Annotated in this window: 16 protein-coding genes, 1 tRNA gene and 1 other RNA gene; 8 read left to right on the forward strand and 10 right to left on the reverse strand. The window is 68.1% G+C overall.

Translation table 11 applies throughout. The annotated features are described in order from the left end of the window. Positions 1 to 90 precede the first annotated feature (90 nt). From ACTWPT_RS28425 to ACTWPT_RS28445, 5 genes are all read right to left on the reverse strand, one after another. The gene (locus tag ACTWPT_RS28425) at positions 91 to 1,149 is read right to left on the reverse strand and encodes an aspartate-semialdehyde dehydrogenase (RefSeq protein ID WP_443180528.1); all 1,059 of its coding nucleotides are present in this window, start codon (positions 1,147 to 1,149) and stop codon (positions 91 to 93) included. After that, positions 1,146 to 2,429: an aspartate kinase gene (locus tag ACTWPT_RS28430; protein WP_443180529.1), complete on the reverse strand. Its 1,284-nt coding sequence runs from the start codon at positions 2,427 to 2,429 to the stop codon at positions 1,146 to 1,148. Before ACTWPT_RS28430 ends, ACTWPT_RS28425 begins: the two co-directional genes overlap by 4 nt. Positions 2,430 to 2,516: 87 nt before the next feature. Beyond that, entirely contained in the window at positions 2,517 to 3,047 is a 531-nt protein-coding gene (locus tag ACTWPT_RS28435) for a DUF5063 domain-containing protein (protein WP_443180530.1), read from the reverse strand. Beyond that, positions 3,040 to 3,639 (reverse strand): recombination mediator RecR, encoded by a 600-nt coding sequence (gene recR, locus ACTWPT_RS28440; RefSeq protein WP_443180531.1) that lies wholly within the window; start codon positions 3,637 to 3,639, stop codon positions 3,040 to 3,042. Before recR ends, ACTWPT_RS28435 begins: the two co-directional genes overlap by 8 nt. A gap of 2 nt (positions 3,640 to 3,641) precedes the next feature. Beyond that, positions 3,642 to 3,992, reverse strand: coding sequence for a YbaB/EbfC family nucleoid-associated protein (locus tag ACTWPT_RS28445; RefSeq protein WP_127937722.1), 351 nt, complete (start codon positions 3,990 to 3,992; stop codon positions 3,642 to 3,644). A 399-nt stretch (positions 3,993 to 4,391) separates the two neighbouring features. Between ACTWPT_RS28445 and ACTWPT_RS28450 the strand changes: the two genes are divergently transcribed. After that, complete coding sequence (locus tag ACTWPT_RS28450; protein ID WP_443180532.1) at positions 4,392 to 5,891, forward strand: GAF domain-containing protein; 1,500 nt, start codon at positions 4,392 to 4,394, stop codon at positions 5,889 to 5,891. A gap of 317 nt (positions 5,892 to 6,208) precedes the next feature. On the opposite strand, the gene ACTWPT_RS28455 is transcribed toward ACTWPT_RS28450, so the two are convergent. Both ACTWPT_RS28455 and ffs read right to left on the reverse strand, forming a co-directional pair. Beyond that, positions 6,209 to 8,686 (reverse strand): DNA polymerase III subunit gamma and tau, encoded by a 2,478-nt coding sequence (locus ACTWPT_RS28455; RefSeq protein WP_443180533.1) that lies wholly within the window; start codon positions 8,684 to 8,686, stop codon positions 6,209 to 6,211. 31 nt (positions 8,687 to 8,717) lie between these two features. Beyond that, positions 8,718 to 8,813: signal recognition particle sRNA small type (gene ffs / locus ACTWPT_RS28460), an RNA gene on the reverse strand. A 104-nt stretch (positions 8,814 to 8,917) separates the two neighbouring features. Between ffs and ACTWPT_RS28465 the strand changes: the two genes are divergently transcribed. Both ACTWPT_RS28465 and ACTWPT_RS28470 read left to right on the forward strand, forming a co-directional pair. Further along, positions 8,918 to 9,005, forward strand: a tRNA-Ser gene (locus tag ACTWPT_RS28465). A gap of 58 nt (positions 9,006 to 9,063) precedes the next feature. After that, the gene (locus ACTWPT_RS28470) at positions 9,064 to 10,080 is read left to right on the forward strand and encodes a hypothetical protein (protein WP_443180534.1); all 1,017 of its coding nucleotides are present in this window, start codon (positions 9,064 to 9,066) and stop codon (positions 10,078 to 10,080) included. Positions 10,081 to 10,208: 128 nt separating this feature from the next. Here the strand turns inward: ACTWPT_RS28470 and ACTWPT_RS28475 are convergent, their stop codons facing one another. Continuing rightward, complete coding sequence (locus tag ACTWPT_RS28475) at positions 10,209 to 11,051, reverse strand: PHP domain-containing protein (protein ID WP_443180574.1); 843 nt, start codon at positions 11,049 to 11,051, stop codon at positions 10,209 to 10,211. Between ACTWPT_RS28475 and ACTWPT_RS28480 the strand changes: the two genes are divergently transcribed. After that, positions 11,028 to 12,566, forward strand: coding sequence for an ATP-binding protein (locus ACTWPT_RS28480; RefSeq protein ID WP_443180535.1), 1,539 nt, complete (start codon positions 11,028 to 11,030; stop codon positions 12,564 to 12,566). The genes ACTWPT_RS28475 and ACTWPT_RS28480 overlap by 24 nt on opposite strands. Positions 12,567 to 12,686: 120 nt before the next feature. On the opposite strand, the gene ACTWPT_RS28485 is transcribed toward ACTWPT_RS28480, so the two are convergent. After that, entirely contained in the window at positions 12,687 to 13,328 is a 642-nt protein-coding gene (locus ACTWPT_RS28485) for a LysE family translocator (RefSeq protein WP_443180536.1), read from the reverse strand. Between the two features lie 197 nt (positions 13,329 to 13,525). Here ACTWPT_RS28485 and ypfJ (ACTWPT_RS28490) point away from each other — a divergent pair, with 197 nt between their 5' ends. From ypfJ (ACTWPT_RS28490) to ACTWPT_RS28505, 4 genes are all read left to right on the forward strand, one after another. Further along, positions 13,526 to 14,476, forward strand: a complete 951-nt coding sequence (gene ypfJ, locus ACTWPT_RS28490; RefSeq protein WP_443180537.1) for a KPN_02809 family neutral zinc metallopeptidase — start codon at positions 13,526 to 13,528, stop codon at positions 14,474 to 14,476. A 54-nt stretch (positions 14,477 to 14,530) separates the two neighbouring features. Further along, positions 14,531 to 15,358: a KPN_02809 family neutral zinc metallopeptidase gene (gene ypfJ / locus ACTWPT_RS28495; protein ID WP_443180538.1), complete on the forward strand. Its 828-nt coding sequence runs from the start codon at positions 14,531 to 14,533 to the stop codon at positions 15,356 to 15,358. Between the two features lie 60 nt (positions 15,359 to 15,418). Beyond that, positions 15,419 to 15,715 (forward strand): type II toxin-antitoxin system VapB family antitoxin, encoded by a 297-nt coding sequence (locus ACTWPT_RS28500; protein ID WP_127937745.1) that lies wholly within the window; start codon positions 15,419 to 15,421, stop codon positions 15,713 to 15,715. Positions 15,716 to 15,822: 107 nt separating this feature from the next. Further along, positions 15,823 to 16,044, forward strand: coding sequence for a hypothetical protein (locus ACTWPT_RS28505; protein ID WP_443180539.1), 222 nt, complete (start codon positions 15,823 to 15,825; stop codon positions 16,042 to 16,044). Between the two features lie 580 nt (positions 16,045 to 16,624). On the opposite strand, the gene ACTWPT_RS28510 is transcribed toward ACTWPT_RS28505, so the two are convergent. Then, complete coding sequence (locus ACTWPT_RS28510) at positions 16,625 to 17,359, reverse strand: TetR/AcrR family transcriptional regulator (protein ID WP_443180540.1); 735 nt, start codon at positions 17,357 to 17,359, stop codon at positions 16,625 to 16,627. Positions 17,360 to 17,405: the final 46 nt, after the last annotated feature.

Consider the following 17,405-nt stretch of genomic DNA (forward strand, 5'->3'; position numbering starts at 1 on the left):
CCTTCATGTGACAACGCCTTGTGGTGAGGGGCGCTTTCAAAAAGAACGTGGACGCCGCACGAAACGCGCGGCGCCCACCACCACTGAGGGTTACAGCTCGGTCGCGACCAGCTCGGCGATCTCCGCCGCGTTGAGCGCCGCGCCCTTGCGCAGGTTGTCACCGCACACGAACAGGTCGAGCGTGTTGGGGAAGTCGATCGCTTGGCGAATCCGGCCCACGTAGGTCGGGTCGGTGCCCACCACGTCGAGAGGCGTCGGGTAAACCCCGTTCGCCGGGTCGTCCATGAGGACCACCGTCGGCGCCGCCTCGAGAACCCGGTGCGCGTCCGCGACCGTGATCTCGCGCTCGAAGCGCGCGTGCACGGCCAGCGAATGCGTCGTCACCACCGGCACGCGTACGCAGGTCGCGGAGACCTTCAGGTCCGGGATGCCGAGGATCTTGCGTGACTCGTTGCGGAGCTTGAGCTCCTCGGAAGCCCAGCCGTCGTCCTTGAGCGATCCGGCCCACGGCACCACGTTGAACGCGATCGGCGCGGGGAACGGCGACTCCGCAGGCAGCTTGTTGGCCAGCACCTTGCGGACGTCGCCGGCCGCCTGGCCGATCGTGCGGTCGCCGGCCAGCGCCTCGACCTCGTCGTAGAGCCGGGCCGAGCCGGCCACGCCGGCGCCCGACACCGCCTGGTAGGACGCGACGACCAGCTCCGTGAGCGTGAACTCGGCGTGCAGCGCGCCCATGGCAGCCATCATCGACAACGTCGTGCAGTTGGGCGTGGAGATGATGCTCCGTGGGCGGTTGCGCGCGTCGAGCGGGTTGACCTCGGGCACGACCAGCGGGACGTCCGGGTCCATCCGGAACGTGCCGGACTTGTCGATCGCGATCGCACCGCGCTCGGCCGCGATCGGAACCCACACGGCCGACACCTCGTCGGGCACGTCGAAGATGGCGATGTCGATGCCGTCGAACACCTCGGGTGCCAGCGCCTGCACGACGACGTCCTCGCCGCGTACCTGGAGCACCTTGCCCGCCGAGCGGGGCGAGGCGACGAGACGGATCTCGCCCCAGATGTCCTCACGCGTCGAGACAATGTCCCGCATGACGGAGCCCACGGCTCCGGTGGCCCCGATCAGGGCGAGATTAGGCCTACTCATCGTCCAGAACCTCCATACACCACGGCTTCGACCTGGTCGGCGTCGAGATCGAAGGCGCGGTGCGCGGCCGCCACCGCCGCGTCGATCGCGTCCTGCTCGACGATCACAGAGATGCGGATCTCCGAAGTGGAGATCATCTCGATGTTGACCCCCGCGTCGGCGAGGGCCGCGAAGAACGTCGCCGTGACGCCGGGGTGCGAGCGCATGCCCGCGCCGATCAGCGACACCTTCCCGATCTGGTCGTCGAAGAGCAGCGACTCGTAACCGATCTGGGCCTGGATCTTCTTCAGCGCCGTCAGCGCCGTCTGCGCGTCGGCCGTGGGCAGCGTGAAGGAGATGTCCGTGCGGCCGGTGGCCGCGGCCGAGACGTTCTGCACGATCATGTCAATGTTGATCTCGGCGTCGGCCAGCGTTTTGAAGATCGAGGCAGCCTCGCCGACCTTGTCGGGGACCCCGACAACAGTGATCTTGGCCTCGCTCCGGTCGTGCGCGACGCCGGAGATGATCGGCTGCTCCATCTCGGTTCCTTCGGTGTCTTCGGTGTAAGGGTCGGAGACGACCCAGGTGCCTTCCTTGGTGCTGAACGAGCTGCGCACGTGAATCGGCAGGTCGAACCGGCGCGCGTACTCGACACAGCGGAGATGAAGGATCTTGGCGCCGCAGGCGGCCATCTCCATCATCTCGTCGTAGGAGATCCTGGGGATCTTGCGGGCCGGCGGCACGATGCGCGGGTCGGCGGTGAAGATGCCGTCCACGTCGGTGTAGATCTCGCACACGTCGGCATCGAGGGCGGCCGCCAGCGCCACCGCCGTGGTGTCGGAGCCGCCGCGGCCCAGGGTCGTGATGTCCTTGGTGTCCTGCGAGACACCCTGGAACCCGGCCACGATCGCGATGTGGCCCTGGTCGATCGCCTCCTGGATACGGCTCGGCGTCACGTCGATGATGCGTGCCTTGCCATGCGTGGAGTCGGTGATCACACCTGCCTGCGAGCCGGTGAACGAGCGGGCCTCATGGCCCAGGTTGGCGATCGCCATCGCCAGCAGGGCCATCGAGATGCGCTCGCCCGAGGTCAGCAGCATGTCGAGCTCGCGTCCCGGCGGCAGCGGCGACACCTGCTCGGCCAGGTCGAGTAGCTCGTCCGTCGTGTCGCCCATGGCGGAGACGATCACGACCACGTTGTTGCCGGCTTTTTTCGTCGTGACGATCCGCTGCGCCACCCGCTTGATGCAGGAAGCGTCGGCGACGGACGAACCACCGTACTTTTGCACAACGAGCGCCACGAGAGTCTCCCGGTTTGGACTGTGAGCTGCCAGTCTACTGGGGCCCTCTCATGTGCCTGATGGTTCATACCACCATGTGGACGATCATCAGACCGTGGTTGCCTCTTCCGCCACGTCGAGGCGCGAGTGCGCGGCAAGCGCCTGCAGCGCCCGCATCGCGGCGCCCGCGTGGTTGCCCCAGGTGTTGAAGTAGGAGTATTGCCACCACCACAGCGCCTCGTGGGGGCGGCCGGCGTGATAGTGGCGCAGGCCGTGGATGAGGTCGGCGGCGACCGCGGTCAGATCGTCGGACAGCCGGTACGGCGTGACGCCGGTGTCCTTGTACGGGTCGAACACCTCGGCGTAGTCGTCGACGGGCCCGAGCCGCTCGGCCAGTGCGGTGCGCACGCCGTCGATGTCCGGGTCCTCGCTCATCGCCGGCTCGTTGTTGCCGGCGAGGATCACGTCCCTGTTCGCCCCGAGCTTGGCGCCGGCCAGGCTCACCTGTGCGACCTCGACCAGCAGCAACGACCAGATGGCGTCGCCGCCCTCGCCGCCGGCGACCCTGGTCAGGCCGTCCACGTAGTCCTGCGCGTGCACGGAGATCTCTTCCGCCAGCGCGCTCCACTGGTCAGACATCCAGCAGCCTCCGTCCTTCGAACGCGCGGCCCAAGGTCACCTCGTCGGCGTATTCGAGGTCACCGCCAACAGGCAGACCGCTGGCCAGTCGTGTCACTTTGATGCCCATCGGCTTGACCAGACGGGCGAGGTAGGTAGCCGTCGCCTCGCCCTCGAGGTTGGGGTCGGTGGCGAGGATGAGCTCGGTGACCCGGCCGTCGGCCAGGCGCGTCATGAGCTCGCGAATGCGCAGGTCGTCGGGGCCGATGCCGTCGATCGGGCTGATCGCGCCGCCGAGCACGTGGTAGGTGCCGCGGAATTCGCGGGTCTTCTCGATCGCCACGACGTCCTTGGGCTCCTCGACCACGCAGATCACATGCGTGTCGCGGCGGGTGTCGCGGCAGATGCGGCACTGCTCCTCGGAGGCCACGTTGCCGCAAACCCGGCAGAAGCGGACCTTCTCCTTGACCTCCAGCAACGCGTGCGCCAGCCGTTTGACGTCGGCCGGATCGGCCGCCAGCAGGTGGAACGCGATCCGCTGCGCGCTCTTGGGACCGACGCCGGGCAGCAGCCCCAGCTCGTCGATCAGATTCTGGACGACCCCTTCGTACATGCCTAGAACCCTGGCAACTGTCCGAGGCCGCCGCCACCCAGCCCCTGGGCCAGCGGGCCGAGTTTCTCTTGCTGCAGGTCGGCGGCCGCGCGTACGGCGTCGCGGACGGCCGCGATCACCAGGTCGGCGATCGTGTCCGCGGTGTCCTGCGGGTCACCGGCGTCGATGACGCTCGGATCGATCTTTAGCTCGAGCAGCTCGCCGGAGCCATTGACGACGGCCGTGACCAGGCCACCGCCTGATGAGCCCTCGATCTGCGCGTCGTTGAGCTCCTGCTGGGCGCTCACAAGCTGCTGCTGCATGAGCTGTGCCTGCTCCAGCAGCTGCTGCAGGTTGACATCCCCTGGGTTCACCGTCGTGCGCTCCTCGTGGCTCCGATTCTTGACTGCCACGAGCCTACGGTGTTTGGGCCGCGACATGCACTGGGGAGGTCCCCCTGTTTCGTCACCGGCCACCGTCCGGCGCCGGCATTTATGCCTGATGCGCCACGTGGGGCCGATGTTCCGCCGACCCAGGTTGGCTTCGCCGCCTTCATTTTGTGTTCTGGCCGGATCCCGGCCCCCCTCCAGTGTCCGAGACCCGGCCATCACGCCGACGGAGCGGCCGCACCACGCCGACGCGTCGGGAGCACGTTAGCCAGAGCAACGTTGCATACAGGTTGCGTTCGTTCAACCACCCTCTGCAATCACTAGAACTGGTTGCAAAGTTTGACAGTAAGGCGGATGCTACTAACTGACTACTTGGAGTGACCGATGAGTTACGCCCATCTCGACGCGTATTCCCGCCTCCTGCGCGGCGCGTACGAAGCCGCGATGACCAGCAGGCCGTGGCCAGTGGCGCCCCGCCGCCCGATCGAGGCGTCCTGGCACCGCTCGCTGGCGGCGGGGATCAGCCCGGAGATCACGAGCGCGCCTCTAGTCTACGACCTGGCCTACATCGACGACATTCGCCAAGCTCATCCCCTGCAGCCTCTGCTGCCCCTTCTCGCGCAGACTCTCGCCGGCCTGGCCGACGAGATCGGCCACGTCATGATCGTCACGGACGCCCATGGCCGGGTGCTGTGGCGCGAGGGCGGCACCGCGATCCTGCGCCGCGCCGACCAGATCGGCCTGTCCGACGGCCACCAGTGGGAGGAACGCAACGTCGGCACCAACGGCATCGGCACCGCCCTCGCGGTGGGCCGCCCGATGCACGTCTACTCGGAAGAGCACCTGATGCGGGCGCTGCACGTCTGGTCGTGCAGCGCCGCGCCGATCATCGACCCGGACTCCGACCGGGTCATCGGCTGCGTCGACATCAGCGGCACCGCCCGCACCCTCCACCCCTCCACCGTCGCCCTGGTCGGGGCCGCGGCCAAGCTCGCCGAGAGCGAGCTCGCCCTGCACATGCACGAACGCGACGACCGCCTGCGCCGCCGCTACGAGTCACTGCGCGGCCGGCCCGGCGTCCTGCTCTCCCCGACCGGCCGCGTCATCTCCGGCGACCCGGCGGGCCGGCTCGGCGAACGTGTTCCGCTGCTGGACGGCCATCTCGCGGACGACCCCGATCCGCCCAGCGATCGCCTCCTCCTCCCCACCCGTCCCGGCGAGCACCTGCGCGTGTCCGGGCAGCGCATGATCCTGCGCGACGGGACGGTCGGGCTGCTGGAGTCGTTCTCCGACGGCTACCTGCTGCGTACCGTCCCCACCGCGACGCCGCCGGCACTCGCCCTCTCGTTCCTCGGCGAGCGACCGCCCTTCGTCACGATGGGAGATCGTGAGCAACCGCTGTCGCTCCGGCACGCGGAGATCCTCGCCCTCCTCGCGCTGCACCAGCACGGGCTGACGGCCGAACAGCTCTCGTTCCACGTGTACGGCGACTACGGCAACCCGGTGACGATCAGGGCCGAGATTCACCGGCTGCGCGCGCAGCTGGGCAACGCGATCGCCGCGAAGCCGTACCGGCTGGCCTGTCCGATCGAGGCCGACTTCCTCGCCGTGCGCCGCCATCTCGCGGCCAAGGACCCGGCCGCGCTGGCACGCGCGTACACGGGGCCGCTGTTGCCGCGTTCGGAGTCCCCGGAGATCCGGCGGGAGCGGGACGAGCTCGAGGCCCAGGTGCGGGCTTGCCTGCTGCGGTACGGCTCTCCCGAGCACCTGTGGGCGTACGCCCAGACCCCCAACGGCCGCGACGATTACGAGATCCTGGAACGCCTCGCCGCCCTTCCCCCCACCGACGCCCGCTCCGCCGCCGCCCGCACCCGGCTTGCCTGAATTTTCTTTTTCTCTTCTTTTCGACTTCTTTCCGTCCCCCTGATGCCTGCGCCCTGACCGCGTCCGGGCGCGAGGGCGGGGGTTTCATTTCTTTTACGGCGGGGCCGAGGAGGCCGCCGCCCGCCGTCGTCACGGCCGCCCGTCCGCTCAACGCTCCTCGGGCATTCGGGCGCGGACCGCAACGTCGCGATGTTGCCCGCCTGAGCGGCCACGCCGTACCCACGTACGACAGGCGCGCTGCCGGCCCGGCGATTCCAGCCGCGAGCGCGTCGTCCGCGTGATGCTGACACCGGGGACGACGGACAGGCGGGTTATGGTCAGGTGTGGTCGATTTCGCCGATCACTCGGGCGCCGAGTTCGCGCTCCAGCAAGGCCATGCCCGAGACCGCGTCCACGTCGGCGTCCGCGTCGTTCAGGGGGTCGACCTCGTCGGACTCCGGTCCCTTGTTGCGGCCGGGGACGGTCTCCGGCCAGGCCGCGGCACCACTACGGGACGACGAGGCACGGGGACCGGCCTGGGCCGCCGCCTTCGCCGCCGACCGCGCGGCCGCCAGGCCCGCACCCGGCGAGGATCCGGCTGCGGACACGGTCCTGGTGGGATCCGGGGTCGGGGGGACGCCCGGGCCGGGGTCGTCGGGGGCGTCGGGCCAGGACTCGTCCGTGGTCTGCCGCCCTGGAGACGCCGCCGGAGGCTGGTCGGAGCCGCCCTGCTCCCCCTGATCGCCCTGCTCGCCCTGGTCGTCGTGAGAGGAGCCATGTGACGCCGTACGTCCCTGGGTGCCCGACACAACCTGCGCACCGGACATGCCCTGGGGACCCGGTAGGCCCTGGGGGCCTGGGTGCGTGTTCTGAGGGCCGTTCGTCGGGCCTGTGCCCGCGGGACCGGCCGACCCCTGTCCGCCTGGCGACGCGGGGGCACCGTGAGAGGGTGACTGCGGCGGACGGCCTCGAGACGGCTGCGGGGCAGGTGCGTTACCGACGACGGCCTCGACGCGCCAGGGGCCGCCGAGTACGTCGCTGAGCGCGCTGGCCACCACGGCGTCCTTGCCGCCGCCCGTGAAGTTCTTCATCGCGCCGACCTGGCTGAAGCCGAGCGTGACCAGGTTGCCTTCCACGCCCACGACCTGGGCGTTGGTGCTCACATTGGCCCAGACCACGATGCTGCGCTGCTTGAGCGCGGCCAGCACGGAAGGCCACTGCTGCTGCATGCCCCCCACACCAGTGCCGCTGCTCCCGCCCTGCCCGCCACCGGAAACCGCCGCACCAGCGGCCGGCGCCTGCGCGCCACCGGGAGAAGCCTGAGCACCACTGGCAGGCGCCTGCATGCCGCCACCCGCGGCCGCAGCACCGGGACGGACAGGCTCGGGCCAGTCATCCCCACCCGCCGATGCGGCCGCATGAGCCTGAGCCTGAACCTGAGCCGATTGAGCACCGGCAGGCGCCTGCGCGCCACCGGGAGAACCCTGAGCCGATTGAGCACCGGCAGACGACTGACCGACACCACCATGAGCCGGCTCGGCCGCAGGACCGGCGGACGACGTACCCGACGAGGCCCGGGCGGCCATCTGCGCGCCGGAAGAGGCTTGAGGAGCGGCCATCTGGGCGACGGAAGAGGCTCGGGCGGCCATCTGGGCGACGGCGCCGCCTCGTTCGAGGCGTTCGAGGCGCGCGAGCAGGGCCTCCTCACCGTGCGAGGCGCCGGGAAGCAGGACCCGGGCGCACATCAGCTCCAGCAGCAGCCGCGGCGACGTCGCACCGCGCATCTCGGTGAGGCCGGCGTTGAAGACCTCGGCCGCACGCGTCAGCTCGGCAGGCCCCATCGAGGACGCCTGCTGGACGAGCCGCTCCAGCTCGTCGGCGGGCCGGTCGAGCAGGCCGCTGGAGGCCGCCTCGGGGACGTTCGCGAGAATCACCAGGTCGCGGAAGCGCTCGAGCAGGTCGGAGGCGAAGCGGCGGGGGTCGTGGCCGCCCTCGATCACCCGGTTGACCGTGTGGAACACCTGGCCGCCATCGTGGGTGGCGAACGCGTGGACGACCTCGTCGAGCAGGTCGCCGTCGGTGTAGCCGAGCAGGGAGACGGCCTTGGCGTACGTGATGCCGTCCTCCTCCGCCCCTGCCAGCAGCTGGTCCAGGATCGACAGTGAGTCGCGCGCGGAGCCGGCGCCGGCGCGTACGACGAGGGGCAGCGCGTTCGGCTCGAAGGGCACGTTCTCGGAAGTGAGGATTTCCTCCAGCAACCCGCGGAGGGTGGTAGGCGGCATCAGCCTGAACGGGTAGTGGTGCGTACGCGACTTGATCGTGCCGATGACCTTTTCCGGCTCGGTCGTCGCGAAGATGAACTTCAGGTGCGGCGGGGGCTCCTCGACGAGCTTGAGCAGCGCGTTGAACCCTTCGCGGGTCACCATGTGCGCCTCGTCGATGATGTAGATCTTGTAGCGCGCGGAGACGGGAGCGAAGAACGCCCGCTCACGCAGGTCACGCGCGTCGTCCACACCACCATGCGAGGCGGCGTCGATCTCGATGACGTCAAGGTGACCGGGCCCCGTCGGGGCGAGTGCGACACATGACTCGCAGACACCACAAGGATCGGGCGTCGGGCCCTGCTCGCAGTTGAGAGAGCGAGCCAGGATACGGGCGCTGGAGGTCTTGCCACACCCCCGGGGGCCGCTGAACAGGTAGGCGTGGTTGATGCGGCCCGTTCGCAGCGCCTGCCGGAGCGGGTCCGTGACGTGCTCCTGACCCTTGACCTCGGCGAAGGTCCCGGGTCGATACTTGCGGTAAAGCGCAAGGCTCATGCGACCATCCCGCCTGCGAGGGGGCTCCCAACGAAGAGACCCCCCGCACACCCGCCAGAGCCCGCTTATCCTTGCTGCCTTCCGGCCCTGGGGAGGTTCACAGGATGACGCCGCGCGAGGGGTCCTTGGACAGTCTAGCCGGACACGGCAGTGCTCGCTCCACGCTCTTGCCACCGTTGAACGCAAAAAACGTGGTCTGCGCACGCCCGGAAGTCCGGTAAGCTCGACGGCGGAGGATTCGCCTAGTGGCCGAGGGCGCACGCTTGGAAAGCGTGTAAAGGGCAACCTTTCGGGGGTTCAAATCCCCCATCCTCCGCCAGTTCAGAAGGGGTGCGCCGGGATCGCGGCGCACCCCTTCTGGCGTTCCAGTCTCAGTTTTGGTCGCAGTTGGCATCAGCGCGTTACCTCGTTTCGGTGAACGATGGCGGGGCGGACAACGTCATAGCGGTGTGAAGCCCATCCATTGGATCAGCGTCGTCGCGGCGGCTGTCCTGCTGCTCGCCGCGGTCGTCCTGGCTCCGGGCACGGTCGGTGAGCCTGCGCCGCCGGTGCCGGCTTCGTGTCCGCAGCGATGGGACAGCAACGAGATCGGCCACTGGGTGCCGGATGCCGCCGACCTCGACGGGGTTGAGGACTCGCTCGTGCCCGGTACGCCCATAAGCGCGTTGATCTGCGCCTATCCCGGGCAGAACTCGGATCCGGGCAGGGAGCCGCTCGCCGGATCACGGACCTTGACCGATCAGGCCAGGTCGATGGCCTACGACCTGGGCTACCTTCCGGTCACCACCGATCGCGTCGGAAAGGCGTGCACGTTGATGGGCGGGCAGATGACGAACTATCTCATCCGGTTCGCCTACCCCGATGGCCAGGCGCTGTGGGTGGGCAGCGCCGAAGAGATCAACTCCTGCGTCACGACCACCAACGGCACGGTCGTCAGCAACTCGTACGTTGGGCGCAGCATCTCCGCTGCCTACCGCACCGGGACCTGGCAACGCCCCCAGCCGAAGAACCCTTGCGACCCGGCGACCGGACGGCGAGGCCAAAACGACCAGATGGTGCCCGATGGCGCGATCAAGGTGCTGATCTGCAGGAATGAACAGAGCGGGAGCTCCACACCGCGCCCGTCTCACGGGCCGGAGCATGGGGAGCAGCAGGCGCGTGTGCTGGCTGCGGAGCTGAACTCACTGGACGCCGAACCGGGCGGGAACACGTGCAGAGAAGTCGGTGGTGGACGACGGGAGATGCTCATACTGCACTTCGGTTACGAGGAGGGACCGCCAGCCTGGGTGCGGATCACTCCCCATTGCCGGCCCTCGGTGAACAACGGGCTGCTTGTGGGGAATCTGGACGATGCTCTTCTTGACCGGATAGGTCGGCTGGCGCCGCCTGCCTGAAGCCTGCCTGCCCTGGCAAGGCCCCACTCACTCACCGGTCGAACCACACCCTCGACGAAAACCTGCACAACTGCGCGAACACCACCGCAGGTAGCAGCACGCCGAGCACATTGCCCAACCAGCACCCATCAGGATTCCGAACGTCCCCAGAAGTCGTACGGATCCTTCCCCGGGCGGAACCCATGAGCCTCTGCCATGTCCGCCGCCTCCCGGAATCTGCGGGCGACGGCTGACGGCTCGTGGGCGTCACTTCCAAAGGTGACCGCTTCCCCGCCTTCCTCGCGCCACCACTTTACGAGAGTGGAGTGCAGCGGCACGACCGTGTTGATCTCAAGCGCCCTACCCGACTGGGCAGTCGCCCGCAGTGCGTGCCGGAACTCCTCTTCGAACGCCAAGAGATCGAATGGGCCGGCCTCGTGCTTGGGCCAATACCGGACCGGGTAGTCGATGTGGGCCAGGACGGAGAATACGTCGCTTTGGGTGACGAGCCTGGCGACTTCGGCGAGATACTCCCGCACCACCTCGGCTGCAGCCCGGTGCCCGTACAGGCCTGGCGGCTCGGCGAACCCTTCCCCGTCCGGCAGGCAGTGCAGCGACCCCAGCACGCGATCGAATCTCCCCACGCTCAACACCTTGGCTGCGGCCTCGGCATGCCAATGAGGTTCTCCGATCTCCAGGCCGCTCAGGATCCGCAGACCCGGAAACTGTTCGCGGCAACGCTCGATCGCCTCCAAATACCCGGCCGCGTCGAACTTTGGAGGAGTCAGCTGCCCCTCCGGCGTGCTCAAGGCCACCAGATGGTGATCTGGGTCGAGGGCATCGAGCGCGACCGTCCAGACCGTGTGGTCGAGGTGTTCGGAGAAGACGATCGCCGGCAGCCCATGGGCCACCGCCTGCGCGCAAGAGCGCTCCATCGAGCCCTTCGGTGCGTCCCAGGACCACTCACTGTGCACGTGACCGTCTGGAGGCATCGTCACGAGTCCTCCCTGCCCCGGACGTTAGTTTCGCGCTCGATACTATCGCCTTTGATAGTATCGAGTGGGGGTGAAACGGGAGGTGGCGCAGTGCGTCGGTTCATCGGGCGGGAACGGGAACTGCGCGTATTGGGCGCGACGTTCGAGAAGATCCGTGAGGGGGTCGGCTCTCAGAAGCCCGGCCAGTGCGTCATGCTGCGCGGCCGACGACGGGTCGGCAAATCGAGCCTTGTCGAGGAGTTCCTCAGCAGAGCCGAGGTCCCCTATCTCTTCTTCACCGCAGCAGGCGGATCTGCCTCGGACGAGTTGGCGGAGCTGCTCGACGCCGTCGCATCTTCCACGTTGCCGGAGCGGTCCCTGTTCGCCGAGGAGACGCCTGGGCAGTGGAACGCAGCCTTCAGGCTGCTGGCTGAGATCTTGCCCGACGACACCCCGAGCGTGGTCGTGATCGACGAAGTCCCGTACCTCATGGGAAGGGTCGACGCCTTCGAGGGCATGCTGCAGCGGGCATGGGATCGCCTGCTCAGCCGCAAGCCGGTGCTTCTGCTACTGGTCGGTTCCGATCTATCGATGATGGAGGCCCTGAACAGCTACGACCGGCCCTTCCACCAGCGAGGGACCGAGATGGTCCTTGGGCCGCTGAATCCCGCTGACATCGGCGACATGCTCAGCCTGGAGCCGGCTGCGGCCTTCGATGCCGCCCTGGTGACCGGCGGACTGCCGCTGATCTGCGCCGAGTGGCGACCGGATGCCTCGCTGTGGGAGTTCCTTCGCGACTCGCTCGACAACTCCATCTCCGCGCTCCTGGTATCGGCCGAGCGGTCGCTGGCCGCCGAGTTCCCGCCCCAGGCGATGAGCCGAGAGGTATTGCGGGCAATCGGGAGCGGAGAGCGTACGTTCACCAACATTGCCCGGGCCGCCGGCGGCATCGCACATACCACCCTCACTCGGGCAACCGACGTTCTGGCTGGCAAACGCGTGGTCGCCGCCGAACTGCCGGTCTCCCTGCGGCCCTCCAAGGAACGCCGCTACCGAGTGGCCGACCCGTATCTGCGGTTCTGGCTGGCCTTCCTCGACCCGCACATGGCGGAAATCGAACGGATGCGAGGCGACCTGACCTTGAGCCGGATCAAAGAGAACTGGACGAGTTGGCGCGGCCGGGCCATCGAACCGCTCGTCCGCGAATCCCTTGCCCGCCTCCTCCCCGACCGCGGCCTCCCCGCCGCCCCAGTCATCGGTGGCTACTGGACCCGCAACAACGACATCGAGATCGACCTGGTCGGTGCCGACCGCCAGCCGGTGGCCAAGCGACTGCTCTTCCTCGGATCGGTCAAGTGGCTGGAGAAGTCGGCATTCGACAGCCACGATCTGGCCGCACTGCACAAGCACCGGGCGGCGATCACCGATGATCCCGTACCGCTGGTCGCGGTCTCCCGCAGCGGCGTCAACTGTTCCGGGCTCCAGGCAGCCTACGGACCGGAAGAGCTGCTCACAGCTTGGCGCGCACACTGAACAGCCGGACACCCATCTGGCCGTGCCGGCGAGCAGGATCGGCTCGCGCCGCGGCTGATGCGTACTGCGGGGCTGGTCATCGAGTTCCTGCTGATCCTGCTGGCAATGCCGGGAGCCTGTTCAGGCGCTCACCACGGCCTTGGAGCGGTCGGTCGCCATGAGGATCGCGAAGCCGCCGAGCACCGTGCCCATGACGTACCGCTGGATCCGCAGCCAGAGCGGGCGGCCGGCCAGGAACGCCGCCAGGCTTCCCGCCGAGATCGCGATCAGGCCGTTGACCGTGGTGGCGACGACGATCTGCACCGACCCGAGCGCCAGGCTCTGCAGCAGCACGTGGCCCATGGCCGGGTCGATGAACTGCGGGAGCAGCGACAGGTACAGGATGGCGATCTTGGGGTTCAGCAGGCAGGTCAGCAGACCCATCGAGAAGAGCTTGGCCGGGCGCTCCGCGGGGAGTTCACGCGGTTGAAAGGCTGACGCGCCGCCGGGCTTGACGGCGTTCCAGGCCAGCCAGAGGAGGTAGGCGGCGCCGGCCAGTTTGAGCGCCGTGTACGCGGCCGGCACGTAGGCGAAGACGGCTGTCAGGCCCAGGCAGGTCGCGGCGAGGTAGACGGTGAAGCCCAGGAAGACGCCGGTGAGGGAGATCAGGCCCGCCCTCCGGCCTTGGGCGATCGAGCGGGAGATCAGGTAGATCATGTTCGGGCCGGGGGTAAGGACCATTCCCAGCGAAACCAGCGCGATTCCGATCAAGGCACCCGTCATGGCGGCAGATTAGCTGATACGTACCAAATGGCCTCACACTGCCCCCAGCAGCCCACATCCCGCCCCAGGTTGGAAGGGATGTCCTGCCATTGGGCGCTGAGGTGCCCAAGCGCGACAGAGCCGTCCCCGATAGACCCTTTGTCCCATACCGTGCGTATTGGATCCGCTACGGGGGAGGAAGTGCCTCGGGGGGATACATGCAGTTCGATGACGATGCGCAACTCGACCCGTCGCAGGTCGAGGACGTGCGGGCCGGCGGCCCGCAGCGAGGCGGGGGCGGAGGCGGCATGCCGGGCGGCTGCATGCTGCCGATCGGCGGCCGGGGCGGCGGATGCCTGCTGCTGATCCTGGGGGTGGCCGCGCTGTTCCTGTTCGGGGTGGTCCCTTCCCCGTTCACCGGCGACGAGGGCGGTCAGCAGGGAGGCGGCCGGCTGCCCAGCGCCCCGCCGCAGCTGTCCCCGAGCGGCAACCTGGCCGAGCGCTGCCGCACCGGCGCCGACGCCGACCAATCTGAGGACTGCCGCATCGTGGGCACGGTCAACAGCATCCAGGCCTACTGGCGGCAGGAGTTCAAGGAGCGCGGGCAGAAACCGTATGCCCCGGCCAAGACCGTGCTGTTCTCGCAGGCGGTCAACACCGGCTGTGGCACGGCCGACTCCTCCGTCGGGCCCTTCTACTGTCCCGGCGATCGCAGGGTCTACCTCGACCTGACCTTCTTCGGCACGCTCCAACGCGACTTCGGCGCCGAGGGCGGCCCGTTCGCCCAGGCGTACGTGGTGGCCCACGAGTACGGCCACCACGTGCAGAACCTCCTTGGCACCATGAACAAGGTCGGCAGGAACAACCGGCCCGGCGCCGACAGCCCGTCCGTACGGCTCGAACTGCAGGCCGACTGCTATGCCGGCGTCTGGGCGAACAACGCGGTCAAGACCGGCTTCTACCGGGCCCCGTTCTCCCAGACCGACATCGACCAGGCGCTCAGCGCGGCCGCGGCGGTCGGCGACGACAGCATCCAGCGCCGTTCCCAGGGCCGCGTCACCCCGGACGGCTTCACGCACGGCACCTCGCAGCAGCGCGAGAAGTGGTTCAGCACCGGGTACGAGACCGGCGACCCCACGCGGTGCGACACGTTCTCCGGGCGCATCTAGACGGCCCTTCGGGGCAGTGGTCCATGCGGGCACCCCCCGGAAGGAACGTCAGCCATGGACTTCAGAGACCAGGTCGACCTCGATCCCTCGCAGGTGGAGGACGCCGGCGGCCGGCCCTCCAGCGGCGGCTTTCCTGGCGGCATGGTCATAGGAGGCGGCGGCATCGTCAGCCTGATCATGCTCGTGCTGGTCTTCGTGCTGAACAACGTGGGCGGCGGCACCGAGCCCGCTCAGCGTCGGCCCCCGTCGAACCTGGCCGACCAGTGCCAGACGGGCAAGGACGCCGACCAGTCAGAACGGTGCCGCGTGGTCGGAGTGGTCAACAGCATCCAGGACTACTGGAAGCGTGAAATTTCCGAATATCGCCTGTCCAAGACCGTGCTGTACTCGGGCAGCTTACGTACCGGCTGCGGCGCCGCCAGCTCGGCCGTTGGCCCCTTCTACTGCCCCGGCGACCAGCGCGTCTATCTCGACCTGAGCTTCTTCGACCAGCTCCAGAGCAACTTCGGCGCCAAGGGCGGCCCGTTCGCCCAGGCGTACGTGATCGCCCACGAGTACGGTCACCACGTGCAGGACCTCCTCGGCGAGCTCGAGTCCGGCAGCTCGGTCCCCGTCGAGCTCCAGGCCGACTGCTACGCCGGAGTCTGGGCCCGCAACGCGGTCACCACCGGCTTCTACGAAAAGCCCTTCACCGAGGCGGAAATCGCCGAAGCCCTCGATGCGGCGGCCGCGGTCGGCGACGACAGAATCCAGCAGCGCACCCGAGGCAGAATCGATCCTGAATCGTTCACCCACGGCTCATCCGAGCAGCGCGTCGCCGCCTTCCAGCGCGGCTACAAAAACGGCGCGCCCGCTGAGTGCGCCCAAGCCGACCTGGGCTGACGCGTGGCCTGACGACGCCGGATAGCGCAAGGATTCGGATTCTCTCCTAAAATCAGTGGGGTGATCTTCAAGCTTGTCGGCGACGGACGCCCATATCCCGAACACGGTCTGACGAACCGAGAGTGGGCGCAGATTCCTCCACGGCAGGTCCGGCTCGACTCATTGATCACCACGAAGGCCATGCTGGACCTGCACTCGCTGCTCGCCGCCGACTCCACCTTCTACGGGGATCTTTTCCCGCACGTGGTCCAGTGGCAGGGCGAGCTCTATCTGGAGGACGGTCTGCACCGCGCGTTGCGCGCGGCCCTGCACCAACGATCGATCCTGCACGCCAGGGTCCTGGAACTGCCCAACTGAGAAAGGAAAAAAGGGAGCCGCGATTCGCGGCTCCCTTTTGTTATGTCAACCGTCGGGAGGACTCGGGCGTCACAGCAGCACCTTTCAACATCGTTTTGGAGAATGCCGTGTCCCACCCGCAGCAGCCGCCTGGGCAGCAGCCACCGCATGGATACGGAAACGGCTACGGTCCACCGACGCAGCCCGGCTACGGCCACCAGCCCCCAGTTCCACCGCCGCCGCCAGAGAGGGGCGGCAACCTCGGCATGATCCTGCTGCTGGCGATCGGCCTGCCGCTGCTGGTGCTCGGCGGCTGCGGCGCGGTGTTCTTCGTCCTCACAGCCAACTAGGTGTGCTGACCACGGACGAGTGAGAGCTGAGCACAACGCGAGAGGGCCCCGAATTCTCGGAGGCCCCGGGCTTCGGGGGTTTGAGGTCCATGAGCAGGTCATGGCGCACCAGGTCGAACGGCATGTCGAGCACCTCGGCAGGGATGCGCTCCAAGTCGATCTCGCCGCTGGTCCCCCAACCTCCGAGGAGAACCCGGGAAACCGTGGCTTTGGCGACCTCTTCCAGCGCTTCGGACGGGAGTCCTTGTTTGGTCCAGCGTGACCTTCCTCGGCGGAGCGTGAGCCTGGATCAGCGTCCCAGGACCCAGGGAAGCGCCGCTCGCGCCCTGGTATCGACTCAGCCACGCTCACGTGTGGGAGGAAGGGGGCAAGGGTGTCCGGCAAATGAAGGACGAAGGCGTCGTGCGACTGGAGGACAGTGAGGCATTCCGCGTAACCGAAGATCACGGATGATGATCGCCGCCAGGTGCTGGGAGAGCAGGCCGCCCGCCGCAGATGGCATCGAGGCGTACGGATGTGCCGCTTTCCGCGCGACTCTGCCGATGAGCGAGCACTCAGCAGTTTCGTGCCTGCTCTGGCCTCAGGGAATCCGGTCGCTGGTTCCTTGACGTCCTGTCGGTCCCCTGCTGGCCCGTGGTACGGGACGAGGACTGGAGGTCGGTGTGTTCAGGACGTCACGCAGGTCGAGTGGGGCGGGTGGTGGAAGGGGCTCGGCCTGTTCGGCGCGGAAGGCGCTGAGCATGTAGGCGACGAGTCGTCGAGACGCGGCCAGGGCCGCTTCGGTGGATTCGGTGATGATGCCGCTGTTGGCCATGAGCAGTAGGGCGAGGTCGTCCTGCGCGAAGTCGGCGCGCAGCCGCCCGGTCGCCTTGGCGCGGCGCGTCAGCTCGGCGAAGCCCTGTATGGCGCGATACCGTTCCTGTTCGACGTCGACCGCATCGGGGAACGCTGCCATGAAGGCCGTGCTGAAGCCACGGTCGGCGGCCTGCATGGTGCACACCTTCTCGATGGCCGTGCAGAACCCGCGCCACGGGTCCGGATCGGCCAGTGCGTCGTCGACGACCGACACGCATGCCTTGAACTGATCGGCGAACACCTCGGTGACCAGCGATTCCTTCGTGGGGAAACGGCGGTAGAGCGTCGCGACTCCCACGTGGGAATGCCGGGCGATCGCGGCCATCGGCACGTCGAGTCCGTGGTCTGCGAACAGTTCGCGGGCGACCTCCACGATGCGGTCGCGGTTCTGTCGCGCGTCGGCGCGCAACCCTACGGCCGCGCCGGGGACGGTCGGCATCCGAGATGTCTCAGCGCTCATGGTTCTCACTTTAGGTCAACCGGACGAGGCTCTCCACTTATGGTGT

It is taken from the genome of Nonomuraea sp. 3N208 (genome assembly GCF_052245935.1).
Classification (GTDB): Bacteria; Actinomycetota; Actinomycetes; order Streptosporangiales; family Streptosporangiaceae; genus Nonomuraea.